17 protein-coding genes are annotated in these 20,384 nt (G+C 69.7%); 9 read left to right on the forward strand and 8 right to left on the reverse strand.

Going from position 1 to position 20,384, the window contains the following annotated elements; all coding sequences use genetic code 11:
- Nucleotides 1-67: 67 nt before the first annotated feature.
- Entirely contained in the window at nucleotides 68-1,270 is a 1,203-nt protein-coding gene (gene dnaJ, locus HH310_RS41465) for a molecular chaperone DnaJ (protein ID WP_169181275.1), read from the forward strand.
- A gap of 26 nt (nucleotides 1,271-1,296) precedes the next feature.
- Nucleotides 1,297-1,731, forward strand: coding sequence for a heat shock protein transcriptional repressor HspR (locus tag HH310_RS41470; protein WP_169181259.1), 435 nt, complete (start codon nucleotides 1,297-1,299; stop codon nucleotides 1,729-1,731).
- 52 nt (nucleotides 1,732-1,783) lie between these two features.
- Here the strand turns inward: HH310_RS41470 and HH310_RS41475 are convergent, their stop codons facing one another.
- From HH310_RS41475 to HH310_RS41490, 4 genes are all read right to left on the reverse strand, one after another.
- Nucleotides 1,784-2,224: a hypothetical protein gene (locus HH310_RS41475; protein WP_169181260.1), complete on the reverse strand. Its 441-nt coding sequence runs from the start codon at nucleotides 2,222-2,224 to the stop codon at nucleotides 1,784-1,786.
- Between the two features lie 135 nt (nucleotides 2,225-2,359).
- On the reverse strand, nucleotides 2,360-3,568 hold the full coding sequence (locus HH310_RS41480) for a cation:proton antiporter (protein WP_169181261.1): 1,209 nt from the start codon (nucleotides 3,566-3,568) through the stop codon (nucleotides 2,360-2,362).
- A 4-nt stretch (nucleotides 3,569-3,572) separates the two neighbouring features.
- Entirely contained in the window at nucleotides 3,573-4,067 is a 495-nt protein-coding gene (locus HH310_RS41485; RefSeq protein WP_169181262.1) for a cation:proton antiporter regulatory subunit, read from the reverse strand.
- A gap of 4 nt (nucleotides 4,068-4,071) precedes the next feature.
- The gene (locus tag HH310_RS41490; protein ID WP_169181263.1) at nucleotides 4,072-5,292 is read right to left on the reverse strand and encodes a sugar efflux transporter; all 1,221 of its coding nucleotides are present in this window, start codon (nucleotides 5,290-5,292) and stop codon (nucleotides 4,072-4,074) included.
- A gap of 168 nt (nucleotides 5,293-5,460) precedes the next feature.
- Between HH310_RS41490 and clpB the strand changes: the two genes are divergently transcribed.
- The 5 genes from clpB (at nucleotide 5,461) to HH310_RS41515 (ending at nucleotide 13,364) form a co-directional block, all read left to right on the forward strand.
- Nucleotides 5,461-8,049, forward strand: a complete 2,589-nt coding sequence (clpB, locus tag HH310_RS41495) for an ATP-dependent chaperone ClpB (RefSeq protein WP_169181264.1) — start codon at nucleotides 5,461-5,463, stop codon at nucleotides 8,047-8,049.
- A 572-nt stretch (nucleotides 8,050-8,621) separates the two neighbouring features.
- Complete coding sequence (locus tag HH310_RS41500) at nucleotides 8,622-9,887, forward strand: hypothetical protein (protein WP_169181265.1); 1,266 nt, start codon at nucleotides 8,622-8,624, stop codon at nucleotides 9,885-9,887.
- Nucleotides 9,888-9,962: 75 nt separating this feature from the next.
- Entirely contained in the window at nucleotides 9,963-11,195 is a 1,233-nt protein-coding gene (locus tag HH310_RS43390; protein WP_211193294.1) for a hypothetical protein, read from the forward strand.
- Nucleotides 11,196-12,215: 1,020 nt separating this feature from the next.
- The gene (locus tag HH310_RS41510; RefSeq protein ID WP_014440216.1) at nucleotides 12,216-12,593 is read left to right on the forward strand and encodes a helix-turn-helix transcriptional regulator; all 378 of its coding nucleotides are present in this window, start codon (nucleotides 12,216-12,218) and stop codon (nucleotides 12,591-12,593) included.
- A 96-nt stretch (nucleotides 12,594-12,689) separates the two neighbouring features.
- The gene (locus HH310_RS41515) at nucleotides 12,690-13,364 is read left to right on the forward strand and encodes a class II aldolase/adducin family protein (protein ID WP_169181266.1); all 675 of its coding nucleotides are present in this window, start codon (nucleotides 12,690-12,692) and stop codon (nucleotides 13,362-13,364) included.
- 51 nt (nucleotides 13,365-13,415) lie between these two features.
- Here HH310_RS41515 and HH310_RS41520 read toward each other — a convergent pair whose 3' ends face one another.
- The 4 genes from HH310_RS41520 to HH310_RS41535 form a co-directional block, all read right to left on the reverse strand.
- Nucleotides 13,416-14,246: a DedA family protein gene (locus HH310_RS41520; protein WP_396027578.1), complete on the reverse strand. Its 831-nt coding sequence runs from the start codon at nucleotides 14,244-14,246 to the stop codon at nucleotides 13,416-13,418.
- A 75-nt stretch (nucleotides 14,247-14,321) separates the two neighbouring features.
- Entirely contained in the window at nucleotides 14,322-16,814 is a 2,493-nt protein-coding gene (locus tag HH310_RS41525; RefSeq protein WP_169181267.1) for a polynucleotide kinase-phosphatase, read from the reverse strand.
- Nucleotides 16,811-18,163 (reverse strand): 3' terminal RNA ribose 2'-O-methyltransferase Hen1, encoded by a 1,353-nt coding sequence (locus tag HH310_RS41530; RefSeq protein WP_169181268.1) that lies wholly within the window; start codon nucleotides 18,161-18,163, stop codon nucleotides 16,811-16,813. Before HH310_RS41530 ends, HH310_RS41525 begins: the two co-directional genes overlap by 4 nt.
- A gap of 45 nt (nucleotides 18,164-18,208) precedes the next feature.
- On the reverse strand, nucleotides 18,209-18,400 hold the full coding sequence (locus tag HH310_RS41535; protein WP_169181269.1) for a hypothetical protein: 192 nt from the start codon (nucleotides 18,398-18,400) through the stop codon (nucleotides 18,209-18,211).
- A gap of 148 nt (nucleotides 18,401-18,548) precedes the next feature.
- Between HH310_RS41535 and fbaA the strand changes: the two genes are divergently transcribed.
- Complete coding sequence (gene fbaA / locus HH310_RS41540) at nucleotides 18,549-19,574, forward strand: class II fructose-bisphosphate aldolase (protein WP_169181270.1); 1,026 nt, start codon at nucleotides 18,549-18,551, stop codon at nucleotides 19,572-19,574.
- 109 nt (nucleotides 19,575-19,683) lie between these two features.
- Nucleotides 19,684-20,199: a hypothetical protein gene (locus HH310_RS41545; RefSeq protein WP_169181271.1), complete on the forward strand. Its 516-nt coding sequence runs from the start codon at nucleotides 19,684-19,686 to the stop codon at nucleotides 20,197-20,199.
- Nucleotides 20,200-20,384: the final 185 nt, after the last annotated feature.

The following is a 20,384-nucleotide window of genomic DNA, read 5'->3' on the forward strand; positions in this document are numbered from 1 at the left end:
TCTACGTGTCCGTCCCGCCTGCCGCACCGCGGCAGGCGGGACCCGCCGCTAGGAGGGGGTGGACGAGCTGAGCTCGAAGGACTGGCTCGAAAAAGACTTCTACGCCGTGCTCGGTGTGCCCAAGTCCGCCTCGACCGACGAGATCAAGAAGGCCTACCGGAAGCTGGCCCGAGACCTGCACCCCGACCGGAACCCGGACAACCGGGAGGCCGAGGAGAAGTTCAAGGCCGCCTCCGAGGCCTACGACGTGCTGTCCGACGACAAGAAGCGCAAAGAGTACGACGAGATGCGCTCCCTGTTCGGCTCCGGCGCGTTCCGGCGCGGTGCCCGCCCCGGCCCCGGCGGCGGCACCGGTTTCGACCCGTCCGACCTGTTCGGCGGGTTCTCCAACCCCAGCGGTGGCGGTGGTGGCGCCGGGGACCGTCGATTCGGCGGTGCAGGCTTCTCCGACATCTTCAGCTCGATCTTCTCGGGCGGGGGCCCGGGCGGCAGCGCCGCGCGTCGCGGCCCGCGTCGCGGCCGGGACGTCGAGACCGAGGTCACGCTGGACTTCGCGCAGGCGGTCCGGGGCACGACGTTACCGCTGACGCTCCGCTCGGCGGCGACCTGCGAGACGTGTCACGGCAACGGTGCCAAGCCCGGTACCTCGCCGCGGACGTGCCCGCAGTGCCACGGCTCCGGTCTCATCTCGCGGAACCAGGGATCGTTCAGCTTCTCCGAGCCGTGCCGTGAGTGCCAGGGCGCCGGGACGATCGTCGACGAGAAGTGCCCGGAGTGCCGCGGCACCGGCGGCGTCACCAAGAACCGCACGATCAACGTGCGGTTCCCGGCCGGCGTGGCGGACGGCCAGCGCATCCGGCTCAGCGGCCGTGGCGAACCGGGCGACCGGGGTGGCCCGGCCGGCGACCTGTACGTGCAGGTGAGCGTGCGGCCGGACGAGCTGTTCGGGCGCAGCGGCGACGACTTGACGCTGACCGTGCCGGTGACCATCGCGGAAGCGGTCCTCGGCACCGACCTGCGGGTGCCCACCCTGGACGGCCCGGTGACCATGCGGGTGCCGGCCGGCACGCCGAGCGGTCGCAAGCTGCGGGCGCGCGGTAAGGGTGTGCCCCGCAAGAACGGTCCGGCGGGTGACCTGATCGTCACGGTCGAGGTCCAGGTGCCGGACGAGGTAACGGGGGAGGCGCGAGACGCGCTCGAGCGCTTCGCGAAGCTGACGCCGCCCGCCGGGCGGGATCGGCTCGAGGCCCGGGCGCGCCAGAGCGGTTAGGACGACACAGTTAGGAGGGCAGGCAGATGTATGAAGAGATCCATATTTCGGTCGAGCAGGCCTCCGACGCGAAGGTCCTGATCATCTCGGTGGCCGCCCGGCTGGCCGGGATGCACCCCCAGACCCTCCGGCAGTACGACCGGCTCGGGCTGGTCGAGGCGGGCCGGGCGGGCGGTGGCGGACGCCGGTACAGCGAGCGGGACGTCCAGCTCCTGCGTGAGGTGCAGAAGCTCAGCCAGGAGGAAGGCGTCAACCTGGCCGGGATCAAGCGCATCATCGGGCTGGAGCAGCTCGTCGGCGACCTTCAGCAGCGGGTTCAGGAGCTGCAGCAGCAGCTCGACGAGGCGTACGCCCGGCTGGCGCACTTGGAAAGCCCGTACGCCGGGGGTGATCTGGTCCGGCGCGAGGGCGCGTCCACCGCACTGGTGGTGTGGCGGCCGCGCAAGCCGCCGGAGAAGTGACCCGAAGAAAATGGCGGTCCCACCATGCGGGACCGCCATTTTCGTGTCCTGATCAGCCGAACAGGCCCAGCCGCCGCGGGTGCCGGACCAGGCCGCCCTCGATCCATTCGGCATAGTCGAAGATCTCCGGACGGCTCATGAGCACCCGGCAGTTGTGCGCCCAGATCGACATCGGTTCGTCGCCGACCTCCTCGGCGCGTTCCACGTACTTCTTCAGGCGGCGGCGGCGCTGGGCGGTCGCGTTCTGCCGGACCCCGTCGGCGGCGTAGATGTACATGCAGTGCAGGGCGAATCGGCGCGCCGGGCACTGCCTGTCCATCGCCAGCTCGAACAACGTCGGGGCCAGGACGTCACCGGCGATCAGCAGGTCCCAGTCGGGCGGCATGCTCTGCAACGGCACGGACGCGGGGTTGTACGCCCATGCGTGGAGCTCCTCGGGCCGAGGATCCACCGGGTTTTGAAACCCGTAGAAAGCCGACTCATGCACCGCCACGTCGCCCTGCCAAAAAGTCTGTTAACACGCCGATGTCGAGGGCGAAGGTAGCGCGCCGGATTGTCAGGCGAAAGTGTTAGGGGGTCACAATCGGATACTGATCAGTAGCAATAAGCGTTGTTGCCAATGCGATCATCAATCGCCGGTGGTGACCGGTTGCACGGATTGCCGCCGTAACGCCATCCGACGCCTGATAAATCCCTTGAACCAGCCATAATCCGGTAGCCGGGCGAGCATCGGCCCGGAGACCACAGTGATTAGCACGTATGCCGTCGCCAGCGGGGCGAGGCGCGGCTCCACCCCGGACGCGACCGCCAGCCCGGCGATGACCACGGAGAACTCGCCGCGCGGCATCAGCGCGAAGCCGGCACGAACGCGACCGGGCAGCGCGATACCGGCCCGGCGCGCGGCCAGATAACCCGTCACGATCTTGGTCAGCATGGTCAGCACCGCGAGGCCGAACGCGGGCAGCAATACCGGCGGCATGTCCGCGGGATCTGTGGACAACCCGAAGAAGACGAAGAACACCGCGGCGAAAAGATCACGTAGCGGGGACAGCATCTCGGTGGCGTGATGTGCCACCGGCCCGGACAGCGCGATGCCCACCAGGAACGCGCCGACCGCCGCGGACACCTGCAGCTCGGCCGCCACGCCGGCCACGAACAGCGTCAGGCCGAGCACGCTGAGCAGCAGCGCCTCGGGATCGCGGACCGACATGAACCGGCTGATCACCCGGCCGTACCGGATCGCCACGACCAGCACCGCCACCACGGTGACCACCGCGATGCCCAGCGTCTCCAGCCCGCCGAACAGGCTGACCCCGGCCAGCACGGCGGTGACCAACGGCAGGTAGAAGGCCATCGCGAGGTCTTCGATGACCAGCACCGACAGGATCGTCGGAGTCTCGCGGTTACCGAGCCGGCCCAGGTCACCCAGCACCTTGGCGATCACCCCGGACGACGAGACCCAGGTGATGCCGGCCAGCACCAGCGCGGCCTGCCAGCCCCAGCCCAGCAGCAGCGCGAACGCGGCGCCGGGCAGCGCGTTGAGGACGGCGTCGATGACCCCGGCCGGAGCCGCCGCGCGCAGGTTGCCGACGAGCTCGTCCGCCGAATACTCCAGGCCCAGCATCACCAGCAGCAGGACCACGCCGATCTCGGCGCCGACCGAGATGAACTCCTCGCTCGCCGAGAGCGGAAGCAGGCCGCCGTGGCCGAACGCCAGCCCGGCGAGCAGATAGAGCGGAATCGGGGAGAGGCCGATCCGGCGTCCCAGGCGGCCGAGCATGCCGAGCGCGAACAGCAGCGCTCCCACCTCGATGAGGAGGACAGTCGTATCGTGCACGGCGTCAGTCGGTGTCGCCGGCCAGGATGGCGGTCAAGCCGTCCAGGCCTTGGCGGGTGCCGACCGCGACGACCACGTCGTTCGCCTCCAGGACGAAGGACGGGCCGGGCGAGGCGACGACCTCGCTGCCCCGTAACACCGCGACGATGGACGAGCTGGTGCGGGTGCGCGCCTTCGTGTCGCCCATCGGGCGGCTGACGAACGGCGACCCCGCGGGCAGGAAGATCTGCTCGGTGAGCAGGCCGGCGGCCTGTTGTCGCAGGCCGGCGAGCTGGCTCAGCATCAACGAGGCGCCGAGCAGGTCGGCCAGCGCCTCGGCCTCGTCATCGGTGAGCGGGATCGAGGCCACGCACGCGTCCGGGTCGTCCACGTCGAAGAGCACCAGGTCCCGGCGGCCGCTGCGATGCGACACCACGCCCATCGTGCGGCCGGACGATGTGATCAGGTCATGGCGCACACCGATTCCCGGCAGCGGCGTCTGTTCCACTCTCACTCGCACGTTCTTACCGTAGCTGAGCGATCACCGGCTCCGGGCGTGCTGTGGATGCCCGGCGTCCCGCGGCGATCATCAGGAGCAGACCCACCACACAAAGACCCAGGTTCATCCCGTACGCCAACCGGAAGCCGAAGTGCTGTGCCAGGCCGAACGCGGGACCGGCCAGAATCTGCCCCGCCGGATACGTGTTGGTGATCATCGTGGTGGCCCGCCCGGGCCGCCCCGGCATCAGATCCTGCACGTAGGAGACGCCGAGCCCGCTGATCGTCGCGATGAAGGTCGCGTTCAGCACCTGGGCCGCGGCCAGCATCCACACCGTGGTGGCGAGGGTCGCCGCGGTCTGGTACGCGATCCCGACGAGCGCCCCGAACAGGATCAGCCGGCGCAGCGGCACCCGCGCGGCGAGCGCGCCGAAGGCGATCAGCAACGGGATCTCCAGCAACGCGCACAGCCCGAGGACCAGGCCGGCCTGGCGCACCGAGCCGCCCAGATCGGTGCTGACGTAGAACGGCATCGCCTGCACCCCGAGCGTCATCGTCACGGTGATGCTCACGAAGCCCGCGATGATCACGTAGATCGTCCGGCGCGGCGCGGGCGCTACCTCGACGAGGGGCGCGCCGTCCTCGCCGACGGGTCTCGGCACTTCCTTGAGGCCGAAGAGCACCGCGCCCAGCGCGACCGTGTAGGTCAGCGCCGCGAAGCCGTAGACCAGGCCGAAACCCCGGCTGGCCAGCAGCAGGGCGGCCACCGGCGGGCCACCCACCCACGCGGCCGACAGCAGCGTGCGTAACAGGCTGATCGCCATCGCGGCGCGGGCCGGGTCGCCGTGCTGCAGCACCTGACGGGCGTACGCGTAGCTCTGCGGCACCAGGGACGCGGCCATCGCGGTGAGGGTCACGGTGATCGCGAGCAGCACCCAGTAGTCGCGGACCACCGCGGTCAGCGCGGTTCCGGCGAGCCCGGCCGTGGCCGCGACCAGCAGCAGGCGGCGGCGGATCGGCCGATGGTCGGAGAGCCGGCCGACCACCCATGCGATCACGACGCCGGAGGCGGGCGCGGCGATCAGGAAGACGGTGGTGCGGACGGGACCCGCATGCACCGCGTCATTGAGGAAGAGCGCGAGGTAGGGACCGACGAACGAGGTCGAGAGGCCGACCGCGATGAAGATGAGTGTCAGGGGGAACAAGCGCCGGGTGAGGCGTACCGGCGTAACGGGTGGTGCGGCCATGATTCCTTCACGCTAGGCCGCTCGCGGTGGCGTACGGGCGGCTGGTGGTGACGATCACTAATGGCCGCCCCTACGAGTTGTCGAGGTGGCGTGGGCCTCTTAGAGTTGAGTGGGTTACGCTCAAGTCTGAGGGCTAGCTATCTCAGTGTTGCTTTCACAGGGGAGCGCATGAACGCCGAACGTTTGACCACCAAGAGCCGCGACGTCATCACCGGGGCGGTGGCCGATGCCGGTCGTCGCGGACACGCCACGGTGGAGCCGTGGCACATGCTGCTTTCATTGCTGGACACGGGCGGCTCGACCGCGCCCGCGCTGCTGCGTGCCGTCGGCGCCAACCCGGCCGACGTGCGGCGCGTCGCGGTTCGCGCGATCGAGCAGTTGCCCTCCGCGCGCGGTTCCAGCACCGCCGAGCCCAGCCTTTCCCGCGAGTTCGTCAACGCCATCGGCGAGGCCGAGCTCATCGCCAAGCCGCTCGGCGACGAGTATGTGTCGACCGAGCACCTGCTCGCCGGGCTGGCCCGCGTCGGCGGCGTGGTGGGCGGCGCGCTCAAGGCCGCCGGGGCCACCGAGGAGGCGCTGGTCGCCGCGTTCCCGCAGGTGCGCGGGGGTGAGCGCCGGGTGACCAACGCCGATCCCGAGCAGACCTACCAGGCGCTGGAGAAGTACAGCGTCGACCTGACCGCACTCGCGCGTGACGGCAAGATCGACCCCGTCATCGGCCGCGACACCGAGATCCGTCGCGTGGTGCAGGTCCTGTCCAGGCGTACCAAGAACAACCCGGTGCTGATCGGTGAGCCCGGGGTGGGCAAGACCGCGATCGTCGAGGGTCTCGCTCAGCGGATCGTCGCGGGCGACGTGCCCGAGACGCTGCGTGACAAGCGGCTCGTCTCGCTGGACCTGGGCGCGATGGTGGCCGGAGCGCAGTACCGCGGCCAGTTCGAGGAGCGGCTCAAGAGCGTCCTCGAGGAGATCCGCGGGTCCAACGGCCAGGTCGTCACCTTCCTCGACGAGCTGCACACCGTCGTCGGCGCCGGCAGGGGCGAGGGCTCGATGGACGCCGGCAACATGCTCAAGCCGATGCTGGCCCGCGGCGAGCTGCGGATGGTCGGCGCCACCACACTCGACGAGTACCGCGAGCACATCGAGAAGGACCCGGCACTCGAGCGGCGCTTCCAGCCCGTGGTCGTGGGCGAGCCGACGGTCGAGGACACCATCGGCATCCTGCGCGGGCTCAAGGGCCGCTACGAGGCGCACCACCGGGTCCAGATCACCGACGCCGCGCTGGTCGCCGCCGCGAGCCTGTCGGACCGCTACATCAGCGACCGCTTCCTGCCGGATAAGGCGATCGACCTGATCGACGAGGCCGCCTCCCGGCTCCGCATGGAGATCGACTCGCGGCCGGTCGAGCTCGACCAGCTGCAGCGCCTGGTCGACCGGATGCGGGTGGAGAAGCTGGCGCTCGAGAAGGAGACCGACGTCGCCTCCCGCGACCGGCTGGAACGGCTCGAGCGCGACCTCGCCGACCGCGAGGAGGAGCTGACCGCGCTGAACGCCCGGTGGGAGCGCGAGCGCGGCGGCCTGAACCGGGTCGGTGAGCTGAAGAAGCGGCTCGACGAGGCGAAGGCGGAGCTCGAGCGGGCGCAGCGCGACGCCGACTGGGAGAAGGCGTCCCGCCTGCAGTATCAGGAGATCCCCGCGCTGGAGCAGGAGATCAGCAGCGCCGCCGAGGCGGACGAGGAGGAGAAGCCCGAGCCGCCGATGGTCAAGGAGGAGGTCGGCGCCGACGACATCGCCGAGGTCATCTCCTCGTGGACCGGCATCCCGGCCGGCCGGATGATGGAGGGTGAGACCGCCAAGCTGCTGCGCATGGAGGAATCGCTGCAGGAGAAGGTGGTCGGTCAGCAGGAGGCCGTGGCCGCGGTGGCCGGCGCCGTGCGCCGCGCGCGGGCCGGCATCGCCGATCCGGACCGCCCGACCGGCAGCTTCCTGTTCCTCGGCCCCACCGGCGTCGGCAAGACCGAGCTGGCCAAGGCGCTCGCCGGGTTCCTGTTCGACGACGAGCGCGCGATGGTCCGGATCGACATGAGCGAGTACGGCGAGAAGCACTCGGTCGCGCGGCTGGTCGGCGCCCCGCCCGGATACGTCGGGTACGAGGAGGGCGGCCAGCTCACCGAGGCGGTGCGGCGTCGGCCGTACAGTGTGGTGCTGCTCGACGAGGTGGAGAAGGCCCACCCGGACGTCTTCGACGTGCTGCTTCAGGTGCTCGACGACGGCCGGCTCACCGACGGTCAAGGCCGCACCGTCGACTTCCGCAACGCCATCCTGGTGCTGACCTCGAACCTGGGGTCGCAGACGGCCGACTTCACGATGGGCGACGAGGAGCGGCGGGACGAGGTGCTCGCCGTGGTGCGGGCGCACTTCAAGCCCGAGTTCCTGAACCGGCTGGACGACATCGTGGTGTTCCACGCCCTCACCAAGGAAGACCTGTCGGCGATCGTGGACATCCAGCTCGGACGGTTGCGGGCCAGGCTGGCCGAGCGGCGGCTCACGCTGGAGGTCACGCCGGCCGGCATCGAGTGGCTGGGCGAGCACGGGTACGACCCGATCTACGGTGCGCGGCCGCTGCGGCGGCTGGTGCAGTCGGCGATCGGTGACTCGCTGGCCAAGGCGCTGCTCGCCGGGGAGATCCGGGACGGCGACACCGTCGTGGTCGACCTGGGCGACAGCAAGGACGGGTTGTCGGTCGCGCGCGCCTGATACGAAACGGCCCCGGGGATCTCCCCGGGGCCGTTCTCGCGTTACTGGCTGGCCCTGCGATAGGCCTGGGTCATGAGTACGTCGGTCACGACCATCTCGCCCTCCTCGGACCATATTCGGATGCCGTCGCGGTGGAGCTGGTAGCGAACGTTCCGGAATCTGGTCCGGGTGTCGTCATGGTGAACGACGTCGAGGGTGTCTGCGTGGGGCATGGGACTCACCGGTCCTTAGGTCTCGGGCAGCCGCGGGACGGTCACGCGGCCGGCCTAATGGGAAAGGCGCCCGGATCGGGTCTGCCTCGGCCCCGGCGACCCCGGTCGGGGTGTGCGCTCTTCAGGGCGGGCGACCACGATGGGCAGGCGGCGTCGCACGATGAGGTTGATGCGACATCGGCGCCACGGATGGAAGTGTAGGGGTGGCTTTCGGGCCGCGTCGCCCCCCAAACGGACGACCTATATCCGGATATTTCGCGCATCTTCGCCCAATACTGGCACACCGTGACGACGTCTGCCGAGCTGTCGCGTATCTAGCTGCCGCCCGATACGGTAAGTGGATCTAGATAGGGGAGCATTGTGTCCGTTCCGAGCTATCCGGCGCCCGGGCCGGGATATTTAGCACCCGCACCACGGTCGCGCCCGACCACCGTGACGGTCGCGACGTACCTTCTCTACGCGGTCGCCGTCCTCCAGGTGATCAATGCGATCGCCGCCTTCTCGACGTACGGCGCGCTGCGCGACGCCATCCAATCGGCATACGTCGGCACCGATCTCGAGGGCAGCGAGGGCTTCATCGCCGCGTTCTCGGTCATCGGCGGCGTGATCAACCTGGTGATCGGCCTCGGCTTCGTCGCCCTGGGTTACTTCGACAGCAAGGGCAAGAACCCCGCTCGGATCGTCACCTGGGTGGTCGGCGTGATCTCGCTCTGCTGCCTGGGCGCCGGCCTCGGCAGCAACGCCGTGCTCGGCACGATGAACGCGGACACCACCGGCACCGGCCCCAGCAGCGACGAGGTCCAGCGCCGGGTCGAGGAAGCGCTGCCCGGCTGGTACAACGGTCTGACCACGACGCTCAGCGTGCTGGGACTGCTGATCATCCTGGCCGTGGTGATCCTGCTGGCACTGCCCGCCTCGAACGAATTCTTCCGCAAGCGCGTGGCGAGTGGCTGGAACCCGGCGTACCCCGGATATCCGGGCCAGCCGCAGGCCTACCCCGGCGGCCCGTACCAGGGCTACCCGGCGTACCCGCCGCAGCAGGGCCAGCCCGGACAGCCGGCGCCCGGTTTGCCGCCGTATCCGGGCCAGCAGCCGCCGCAGCCGTATCCGGGTCCGCCTTATCCCGGCCAGCCCTATCCCGGCCAGCAGCCCCCTTATCCGGGCCAGCAGTCCACGCCGCCGTACCCGGGTCAGACGCCGCCGGTCGATCCCTATGCGCCGCCGACCTCCGACCCGTACGCGCCGCCGGCCGTTCCGGCGCCGGGGCCGTATTCGCCGCCGGCCGACCCGACCGCGGCGCCGCGGTACGGGCAGCCCTACGGTGAGCCGCCGGCCGCCGCGCCGTGGGCACCGTCCGACGTGCAGCCGCCGGCCGCGCAGCCGCCCGCGGCGCCCGAGCAGCCCACCGCGCCGATGCCGACGGCCGAGCCCACCGCGCCGATGCCCTTGGCCGAGTCGACCGCGCCGATTCCCTCGGCCGAGCCCACCGCGCCGATGCCGGCGGCCGAGCCCACCGCACCGGCGGCTGAGCCGCCTGCCCCGCAGCCGTCGGCCGAGCAGCCGCCGGCCGCACCACCGGCTTCCGGCGGCGACCAGTCGCCGAAGCCGCCGACCAACCCAGCCTGACGCCGGGGTTCACCCTCGCCCGGCTCCCGGGCGAGGGTAGGTTCGGGCGAACGGATTTACGCCGGGGAGTGCTCCATGTCGTACCCAGTCCAGCCACCGCCGGTCGCCGTGGTGTCACCGCCTTCCCCGGCCGCCCGCCCGCTCGGCGTGACCATCGCCGCCGTGGTGCTCTGGGTGATGGCCGCGGCCGGCCTGATCTACGCGATCGCGACGCTGGTCGTGGTGCCCGGCACGCTGGACACTTTCCGCGGTGCGGCGGTCGACGACCCCAGCGCGTACACGGCGGTGGTCTGGTTAGGGGCCGGCGTCTCGTTGCTGGTCGCGGTCGCCCTGATCGCGCTCTTCCTGGTGCTCGGGCTCGGGTTACGCCGGGGCAGCGACGTGGCTCGCATCGCCACCCTGATCGTCTGCGGTCTCGGCATCCTGGCCGGGGCCGGCTCGGCGCTGACCGTCACCGCGCAACAGGCGGGTGATTCGGTGCCCGGGACGTTGGGCGACCAGCTCTCCGACGCGTACCCGGGCGGCTGGATCGGCACCAACATCAGCGTGGCGGTCGCGCAGATCATCGGCTACATCCTGGTCGCCGTGCTGGTCCTGACCGCGCCCCGGGCTTTTTTCCGCGCCTCCTCCGGCCCGCTGGTCATGGCCGGCCCGCGGAATGCTCCCAACCAGCCCGCGTACGGCATGCCCTACCCCGGCCAGGGATACGCCGCCGGCCCGCCGAGCTATGCCGCCGGCCCACCGGTTCCTCCGGGGTACGGCCCGCCGGCTCAGCCCAGCCCGCCGGGCTACGGCCAGCCACCGCCGGGATATGGCCCGCAGCCGGGCGCCCCAGCCAACGCGCCGGGGTATGGCCCGCAGCCGGGCGCAGCAGCGTCCAGCGCGCCCGGGTATGGCCCGCAGCCGGGTCCCTCGCCTTATGCGCCGGGTTATGGCCCACCGCCCGGATATGGGCCGCCACCGCCCGGATATGGGCCGCCACCGCCCGGATACGCCCCGGGAACCTATCCGCCCGGTGGCGCCTACGCGCCGCCGCCCGGGACCCCCTACATTCCCGCGCCGCAGCCGGACTCGCCTTTCGCCCGCCCGGCCAGTGTCCCGCCACACCAGTCGTTCGAAGCGCCGGACACACCAGAGGCACCAGAGGCCGCCGCCGCCGCGGAGCCCGCCGCCGCCGCGGAGCCCGCCGCCGCCGCGGAGCCCGCCGCCGCCGCGGAGCCGGCCGCCGCGTCCGAGACCGCACCCTCCACCGCCGACGGCCCCACCGCGCCGCCACAGTTCTCGGGAGACGCGTCCACGGAGCGTTAGGCCGTTCCATCAAGGCCCGACCCCCACGTGTTCTTCGTCTCACGACCCTTCATGATCACGCTCTGCTGCCTCATCGGACGCCCATTGTGGTTTTCGTTTGGCGTCGGGGCTCCGCGTCTCGTACTGTGCAGAGCGCGGTCGTTGCCCGCGTTGCTCGCCGGTCGCGCGTCCTTGGACGATGAAATTTGGTCACGTCCAGGTCAGAGCCGACTTCGAGACCCCTCATATTGATGGGTATGGGTCACCCGAACGGGTAAGACTTGATGTCCCTCTATCGGCTGTCCGGATGGACTCATACCCACCGGTCGGAGAGTGTTTTTCGCTAAGTGGGTAAACGTGGGACAGCGAAATTCACAGGACCTTCTCAGTTCCCCGACCGGGTGATCTGTCTCTGCCAGCGCATGTGACGCGGGACATAGGAGCTTTGAGCTGCTTCGATGCCTCTCGGAACGGGCGAAAGGGACCAGGCGAACCGTAAACTTTGTTTTTAGATCCACCCAATGTCGGGCGTCAATAGTTCCCTTCCTCACCCGAGGGCGAAAGGCTGGTGTTTCCTTCAAGCCAGTACGCTCTATACATGGAGGCACGCCACGACCTGCGTAAATTCGTCACTGAATTAGCCGTCGCGGAGCGTGGTCCCGTGCTTTCATCGGGTCGTGGACTTCCGGTGCCGACCGCCTGGTCCGGAAGATCGCGCAGCGTGGCGTGATGACGACGGCGAGGTCGGTGCGGACCGAGCCGAAACGGATCACCGGCCCGAAACGAACGATGCATTGACAATGCGAGCACCTCACTCCGGGGGCGGGATCGAGGGCTCGACACAGATGGGCAGCGTCCAGACGGCGGCTGAGGCGTTGCAGAAGGCAGAGACCGAAGTGGTTACCGCGTAAAGGTCGTTCAGGACGGCTCCGGCCGCCCGGCTGATCGACCAAGACGGTGATCGATTTCGGCCTTCTGGCCTGAAAGTCAGCCGGTTCGTTCCTGTTCACATGCAGGAGAATCGATGCAGTTGGTGGAAGGATGGAGATCGTGGGAACTGCGTTGGCGGAAATGACAATGCCTCAGATCTCGCCGCTTGCCGGCGAGCCGATCGAACGTGCCGACGCCGAGCGGCTGGCGGGTGTCCTCAAGGCGCTCGCCGACCCGGCCCGGTTGCGGCTACTGAGCCTTATCCAGTCCGCGACGGACGGCGAGGCGTGTGTTTGCGACCTGACGGCTCCCTTGGGCCTGTCGCAGCCCACCGTGAGTCACCATCTGCGGATCCTGACGGAGGCCGGCCTCCTGGAGCGCGAGAAGCGCGGCGTGTGGGCGTACTACCGCCTCGTGCCGACCGCGATCGCGACCATCGCCGACCTTCTCACGCCGCCGCGCAAGCGGGCGACCAAGAAGGCGCGCTGAGCGCTTTAGCAATGCCTGGCGTCACACCGTTGAAGACGTGACGCCAGGCTGAAGACTCCGCCTCCAGTCCCACCCCCAGGACCCGAGGAGTAACGGGTGAACTACGTCCACGGCGATCTGCGTGATCAGCTCGCTTTCGTGGGTTTCGACGTGGTCCAGGCCGGCCTCGTCGTTGGATCCGGCGGCAATCTGTCCGCACGGATCCCGGACGAGGACGCCCTCTGGGTGACCGCCAGCGGTACCTGGCTCGGCCGGCTCAGCCGGACGACCTTCGCCCCCGTACGGATCTCGGACGGCTCACCCGCGACGATCGGCAGCGTTCCGTTGCCGCGCGTCGAGCCGACCAGTGAGATCGCTCTGCATCTCGCGTTGTACCGGGCCCGCCCGGACGTCAACGCGGTGATCCATCTGCATCCGCAAACCGCCCTGCTGCTCGATGCTCTGGGCGAGCACATCCGGATCGTCACCACCGACCACGCCCATTACCTGGGCCGCGTGTCGACGGTGCCGTTCCGGTTGCCCGGGAGCATCGAGGTGGCGGCGCTGACCGCCGCGATGGCGGCGGACGGCACCGACTGTCTGGTGCTGAGCCAGCACGGTTGCGTCGTCATGGGCGACTCGATCGAGTTGGCCCACAAGCGGGCTCGTTACCTCGAAGAGGCCGCACAGCTCACCTACCGCGCACTGGCGGCCGGCCGCCTGGAGAACCTCCGGGACTCCCCCGAAGAGTTTCTCACTCGCCTCTCCGACCCCACGGCGATCTCGGTCTGAGACACACAAAACCGGCCGGCCCGCACCGGGGCCGGCCGGTTTTCGGTGTGGTCAGCGAGCCCGATGCGAACGCGGAGGCGTACGCGGGTCCTCGTCGTCGTGGTGATGCTGGGCGGCGTCGGCCAGGCCGGCGATGCTGGCGGCGGCGACCACCCCGATCGCCGCGGCCGCGTCCGGGTCGTCCGTGTTGCCCGCGCTGCCCGCCTTCTTCTTCGCCCGGCGCTCGCGCAGGATCTCGATGAAGATCGGCAGCAGCGAGATCAGAATGATCACCGCGACCACCGGCAGGATGTAGTGGTCGATGTTGTCGCCGATCGCGTCGTAGATCGAGCTGGCCAGCGCGTGCCCGATGATCAGGATGCCGTCGGTCCAGATGATCGCGCCGATGACGTTCCACAGCAGGAACTTGCGGGCCGGCATGCCGAGCGTGCCGGCCACCGGGTTGAGGAACGTGCGCACGATCGGGATGAAGCGCGCGAGCAGCACGGCCTTCGCCGGGCCGAACTTCTCGAAGTAGTACTCCGCCTTCTCCACGTACTCCCGCTTGAACAGCCGCGAGTCGGGTTTCTCGAACATCCGCCGGCCATAGCGCCCGCCGAGCCAGTGGCCCAGCTGCGCGCCGAGGATCGCGCACACCGGAGCGCCGATCAGCAGCCCCACGAACGAGATCTGGGTGCCGTCGCCGAAGATCTCGTTCGCCACCGGTGAGGCCGCCACGCCGGCCAGGAACAGCAGTGAGTCGCCGGGGAAGAAGAACCCGACGAGCAGGCCGGTCTCGGCGAACAGGATCGCCCAGACGCCGAACATGCCGAAGGTGTGCAGCAGGTCCTTCGGGTCCAACGGGTTGAGGGCGAGCTGCTCGCCGAGCGCATGCATGTCCACGGTGAGCCAGGGTACCGGCCCCGACCTATCGGTTGGCTGGACAGTTGCTGTGGACTTGGTTGCCCGGCGAAAGGATCACAGTCGCGGGTCCACCGGCTCGGATTCGGTGGCCAGGATCGCGAACACGAGCTCGTGGACCCGCCACAGCGGAGCGCCCTGCGCGACCCGGTCCAGCGCCGCCAGCCCCAGCCCGTGCTCACGCAGCGCCATGTTGCGCTTGCGGCCCAGGTTGCGCCCGCGCAGCCGGGACAGCTGCTCCGGACGGGTGTACTCGGGACCGTAGATGATCCGCAGGTACTCCCGCCCACGGCACTTCACGCCCGGCTGCACGAGGCGGCCCGTGCGGTCGGTGACGGCCAGACCGGCGTACGGCTTGACCACCATGCCCTCCCCGCCCGCCGCGGTGAGCGTGAGCCACCAGTCGGTCGCGGCGGCCTCCGATGCGGTGTCCGCCAGCTCCACGATCATGCGGCGAGTCGGGGTGAACAGCGTGGGATCGGCCGCCACCAGCCGGTCCGCCAGCGCCAGATGCCAGCCGTGATCCATCTTCGCGTACGAGACCCCGGCCCCGGCCAGCACGGCGAACGGCGCGAGCGTGACCCCGTCCAGACCGTCGGTCGGCCGCACGTACGCGCGGTAGGCCGCTGAGTATCCGTCGATCTCCGACGAGCGCAGCTCGAGACGGTCGCGCAGTCCGGTGACGTCCAGCCCGCGGCCGGCCACCCGGTCGAGCACGCCGAGCGCGGCCGGAAGCGCGGCCCGGCCCGCCGCGCCCACCCCGGCGTACCGGTCGCGGATGAGCCCGCCCGCCTTGGCCGACCAGGGCAGCAGCTCGGTGTCGAGGAGCAGCCAGTCGCTGTCCAGCTCGTCGAACAGCGACCCGGCCGCCGCGCGGACCCGGGTCAGCAGCTCCCCGTCCATCGGGGCGCCGAAGAACGGCCGGCCGGTACGCGTCCAGATGGCGTCCCCGGCCCCGGAGCGGGACACCCGGACCACCGCTCGCGAGCCCATGTGCTTCTCTTCGCACACCACCCGGTCGATCCCGGCCGCGCGCAGATCGGCGAAGGCGGACGCGGGGTGCTCCAGATAGCCGTCCAGCGTCGAGGTCGAGCACGGCGCCATCGTCGGCGGCAGCCACACGAGCGTGGCCGGGTCGAGGGCGAACCGGCTCATCACCTCCAGCGCCGCGGCCGCGTTCTCGGCCGGGACGGTGATCCGCCCGTACCCGTAGTCGAGGTGCTTCCGGCCGATCACGTCGGCGATGTCGAGTCCCTCGTCCGGCCGTTCGACGACGGTCTCGAGCGGCCGGACCGGGGCGTAGTACTCCCGCGCGGCCGGCACCGAGACCAGCTCGCGCGACGGCCAGCGCAGCGCGGTGAGCGAACCGCCGAACACGCAACCGGTGTCCAGGCAGATCGTGTTGTTGATCCACTCCGGCCGCGGCGTCGGGACGTGGCCGTAGACGACCGCCGCCGAGCCGCGGTAGTCGCGCGCCCACGGGTGACGCACCGGCAGCCCGTACTCGTCGGTCTCGCCGGTCGTCTCGCCGTAGAGCGCGAAGCTGCGCACCCGCCCGGACGCGCGCCCCTGGTAGGCCTCCTTGAGCCCGGCGTGCGCGACCACCAGCCGGCCGCCGTCGAGCACGTAGTGGCTGACCAGGCCGTCGATGAAGGCGCGGGCCTCGGCCACGAACGACGCCGGCTCCCGGTCGAGCTGTTCGAGCGTCTCCGGCAGGCCGTGGGTGAGCTGCACGTTGCGGCCGTTGAGCTTGCGGGCCAGCTTCTGCTCGTGGTTGCCCGGCACGCAGATCGCGCTCCCGGCCGCGACCATGCCCATCACCAGGCGCAGCACGCCCGGCGAGTCCGGACCGCGATCGACCAGGTCGCCCAGGAAGATCGCGGTACGCCCGTCCGGGTGCACGGCGTTGACCGGCCGCCCGGCCCCGTCGCGGGTCAGGGCGTACCCGAGAGTGCCGAGCAGCGTCTCCAGCTCGGCCCGGCACCCGTGCACGTCCCCGATGATGTCGAACGGGCCGGTGACCTCGCGCTTGTCGTTGAACAGCTTCTCGTAGCCGACCTCGGCGGCGGCGATCTCCTCCGGACCACGCAGCACATGCACCTTGCGGAACCCCTCGCGGCTCAGCGAGCCCAGGGATCGCCGCAGGTCACGGCTCATCCGGGTGAGGACCTGGCGGCCGAAGGTGCGGTCCGCTCGCGCCTCGGTGCGTTCCCAGGCGAGCGCCTCCGGTACGTCCAGGACGATCGCCACCGGCAGGACGTCGTGCTCGCGGGCCACCTTGACCAGGCCGGCCCGCGCGTGCGGCTGCAGGTTCGTCGCGTCCACCACGGTCAGCCGGCCCGCCGCGAGCCGCTTGCCGGCCACGTAGTGCAGCACGTCGAACGCGTCGGCGGACGCGGACTGGTCGTTCTCGTCGTCGGCCACCAGGCCCCGGAAGTAGTCCGAGGACAGCACCTGGGTGGGGGCGAAATGCGTACGGGCGAAGGTCGACTTGCCGGATCCGGAGATACCGACGAGCGCGACGAGCGAGAGCTCCGGAATCTGGATCACTGGGCCACCTCGGCGCTTACGGTTCGGAAAAGGGCGAGCTGCGTCGGTGCGCCGGTGGCCGGGTCGTCCTCACCGACCGGCCGGAACGTCACCTCGTAGCGGTAGCGGGCGGCCACCCGGGACGCCCACGAGCGGAACTCCGCGCGCGTCCACTCGAAGCGGTGGTCCGAGTGACGCGTCCCGGTCAGCCCTTCGTAGTGCACGTTGTATTCGACGTTCGGCGTGGTCACCACGACCGTGGCGGGACGCGCGTGGCCGAAGACCGTCTCCGCCAGCGCCGGCAGCCGCGGCGGGTCGAGGTGTTCGATGACCTCCATGAGCACCGCCGCGTCGTAGCCGCGCAGGCGGTCGTCGCGGTAGGTGAGCGCGGACTGGAACAGCCGGACCCGGTCGCCCAGCCGTTCCAGGTGGATCCGCCGGGCCGCGATCGCCAGCGCCCGGGACGACACGTCGGCGCCGACGATCTCGGTGAAGCGCCGGTCCTTGATCAGCGCGGTGAGCAGGGCTCCGCCGCCGCAGCCCAGGTCGAGCACGCGTGCGGCGCCGGCGTCGGCCAACGCCGTGAGCACGGCGTCCCGGCGGTGCGAAGCCAGGCTGATCTTCCGGGTGACCGGGAGCTCGGCGTCCTCGTCGGTGGTCTCGTCCCCCTCCAGCAACTGCAGGGCCGTGGTCGCGTACGCCTTCTTGTGCGCCAGGTAGCGGCGGGTGATCAGCACCTTCTCCGGGTGCGCGGCCAGCCACCCCTCTCCGGAGCGCAGCAGCTTCTCGATCTCGTCGGGCGCCACCCAGTAGTGCTTCGCGTCGTCCAGGACCGGGAGCAGCACGTACAGGTGGTTGAGGGCGTCGGCGAGGCGTACCGAACCGGAAAGCTGGAGATCGACGTAGCGGCTGTCGCCGCCGATCTGGGGTTCCAGCGGGATCGGGGTGGCGGTGACCTGCCAGCCGAGCGGCTCGAACAGCCGGGTGGCCAGCTCGGACGTGCCGCGCAGCACCGGCACCGCGATCTCCAGCGGCAGCGGCGCGGCGGCCAGCTCCGGACGATCCTTCGAGACGCCCCGCAGCGCACTGCGGAAAACCTTGTTCAGAGCGCTCGCGAGCAGGCTCGACGCGGCGTACGGGCGGTCGTTGACGTACTGCCCCAGCTCGAATGTGTCCTGCTGCGCGCGCAACCGCTGCGGATCGACGTCCAGCAGCAGGGCGGCCGTGCAACGGTCCGCGGCGGCCTCAGGGTAGAGGACGTACGCCGTACCGGTGGGCACGTCGAACGAATGCACCCGGTCCGGGTGCTTGACCAGCAGATACCCCAGGTCGGTGGCCGGCCGGTGGGTGGTGGAAACCGTGAGCAGCACGCCCGTAATGATCGGACCTGGCCGCCTCGGAAAGCGAACGAATTGCTAGCGGTACTCGTCTTCGGAGGGCCAGAGCGACTGATGTTGCTCCTGGACGTCCCACTCCGGGGCCTCGAGGTCCTGTTCGTCCTCGTCCGGACCGGCGTCCTCGTCATCGTCCTCGTCGAAGGCACTCATGGCCTGTTCCGCCGCGTCTTCCTCAGGCGCCTCAAGGTCAGTGTCATCCGGATCTGTCATCGTCCACCCCCTCCGAAGGAAGCATATGTCCGGCTCGAATCGGTCGAACCGAGTTGCGGGGTGATTTCGCATCGTGTTCGCCACTGCGGAATACTGCCTTTTGGAGAACTCTCAGCTTTCTCACTGCATGAGTACAAGGAGCGCAACGATGCCCATCGCTTCTCCCGAGGTCTATGCCGAGATGCTCGACCGTGCCAAGTCCGGCGCGTTCGCGTACCCCGCGATCAACGTGACCTCTTCGCAGACGGTTAACGCGGCCCTGCAAGGCTTCGCCGAGGCGGGCAGCGACGGCATCATCCAGATCTCCACCGGCGGCGCCGAGTACGCGTCCGGCCCCACCGTGAAGAACATGGTCACCGGCGCGTTGGCGCTCGCCGAGTTCGCCACCGAGATCGCCAAGAACTACCCGATCAACATCGCGCTGCACACCGACCACTGCCCCAAGGACAAGCTCGACAAGTACGTCCGTCCGCTGCTCGCCATCAGCAAGGAGCGCGTGGCCAACGGCAAGGCGCCGCTGTTCCAGTCGCACATGTGGGACGGCTCGGCAGTGCCGCTGCACGAGAACCTCGACATCGCCGAGGACCTGCTGAAGGACGCGGCTGCGGCGCACGTGATTCTCGAGATCGAGGTCGGCGTGGTCGGCGGCGAGGAGGACGGCGTCTCCGCCGAGATCGACGAGAAGCTGTACTCCACCATCGACGACGGCCTGGCCACCGCCGCCGCGCTGGGCCTCGGCGAGAAGGGGCGGTACATGACCGCCCTGACCTTCGGCAACGTGCACGGCGTCTACAAGCCGGGCAACGTCAAGCTCCGCCCGGAGATCCTCAAGGAGATCCAGGACGCGGTCGGCGCGAAGTTCGGCAAGGAGAAGCCGTTCGACCTGGTCTTCCACGGTGGTTCCGGCTCGCTGCTGTCGGAGATCCGCAGCGCCCTCGACTTCGGCGTGGTCAAGATGAACATCGACACCGACACGCAGTACGCGTTCACCCGGCCGGTCGTCGAGCACATGTTCAAGAATTACGACGGCGTGCTGAAGATCGACGGCGAGGTCGGCAACAAGAAGGCGTACGACCCGCGGGCGTGGGGCAAGCTGGCCGAGAACGGCATGGCGAAGCGCGTCGTCGAGGCGTGCGAGAACCTTCGCTCCACCGGTACCACTCTCTCGAAGTAATCGTCGCGCGATGGCCGGTCCCTCTCCGGGGGCCGGCCATCGTCGTGTGTTGCGCGGTTACTCAGAGGCGTGGGTACGATCGTGCGATCCTGAACGGAGGATCAAGATCGTGATCGGTATCGAAGGCTATGATCCGGCGTGGCACCACGACGCCGAGGCCCTCGCTGCCGTGCACCGCACCCGATTTGTGCGGCTCATCGGACGTCCACTGCGATCAAGCTGGCTGATGTGGGACATGGCCGAGCGTGGCTGGTTCGCGGACGGCCCGGTCATTCTCGACTTTGGAACAACCCACGTCGAGATTACCCACCGTAAGTTTGACGAGTGCGCGATCACGTGGGACCAGATCGACCTCAATGTACCGATCGACTGGTATGAGCACTTTGACTGGCGGCCCGACCCGCACGCGGCGTTGCGCGCGGCCCGGGGCCGGCCACTACGCGCGGTCAACATCATCGAGCTGGTCACGGTGGCGGACTGGCGGCCCCGCATCCTGCACGCGGTGGAGTTCCTCTTCGAGGGCGCCCGGCTGGCCGTCTACAACGCGATGGATGAGAACGGCCTCACCGACGTACCGGAAAAGGATCTCCCGGTGACGAACTGGCGCCGGGTCCACGTGGCCTAGCTGCGGTTCCGCTTCAGCAGACCTAACCCGATGCGCAACCGCCGCTGCGGCCGACGAGATCGTCATAGTCGCGCGGCCATCCGCTTGCGCGCGGCCATCCGCTTGCGCGGGCGGTTCCCACTCTATGGACATTGCAGGCCACATCGTGGGCTTTTCGCGAACCTTGGAGAGTTGCGCCCACATAC

Source organism: Actinoplanes sp. TBRC 11911, assembly GCF_012933445.1.
Lineage (GTDB): Bacteria > Actinomycetota > Actinomycetes > Mycobacteriales > Micromonosporaceae > Actinoplanes.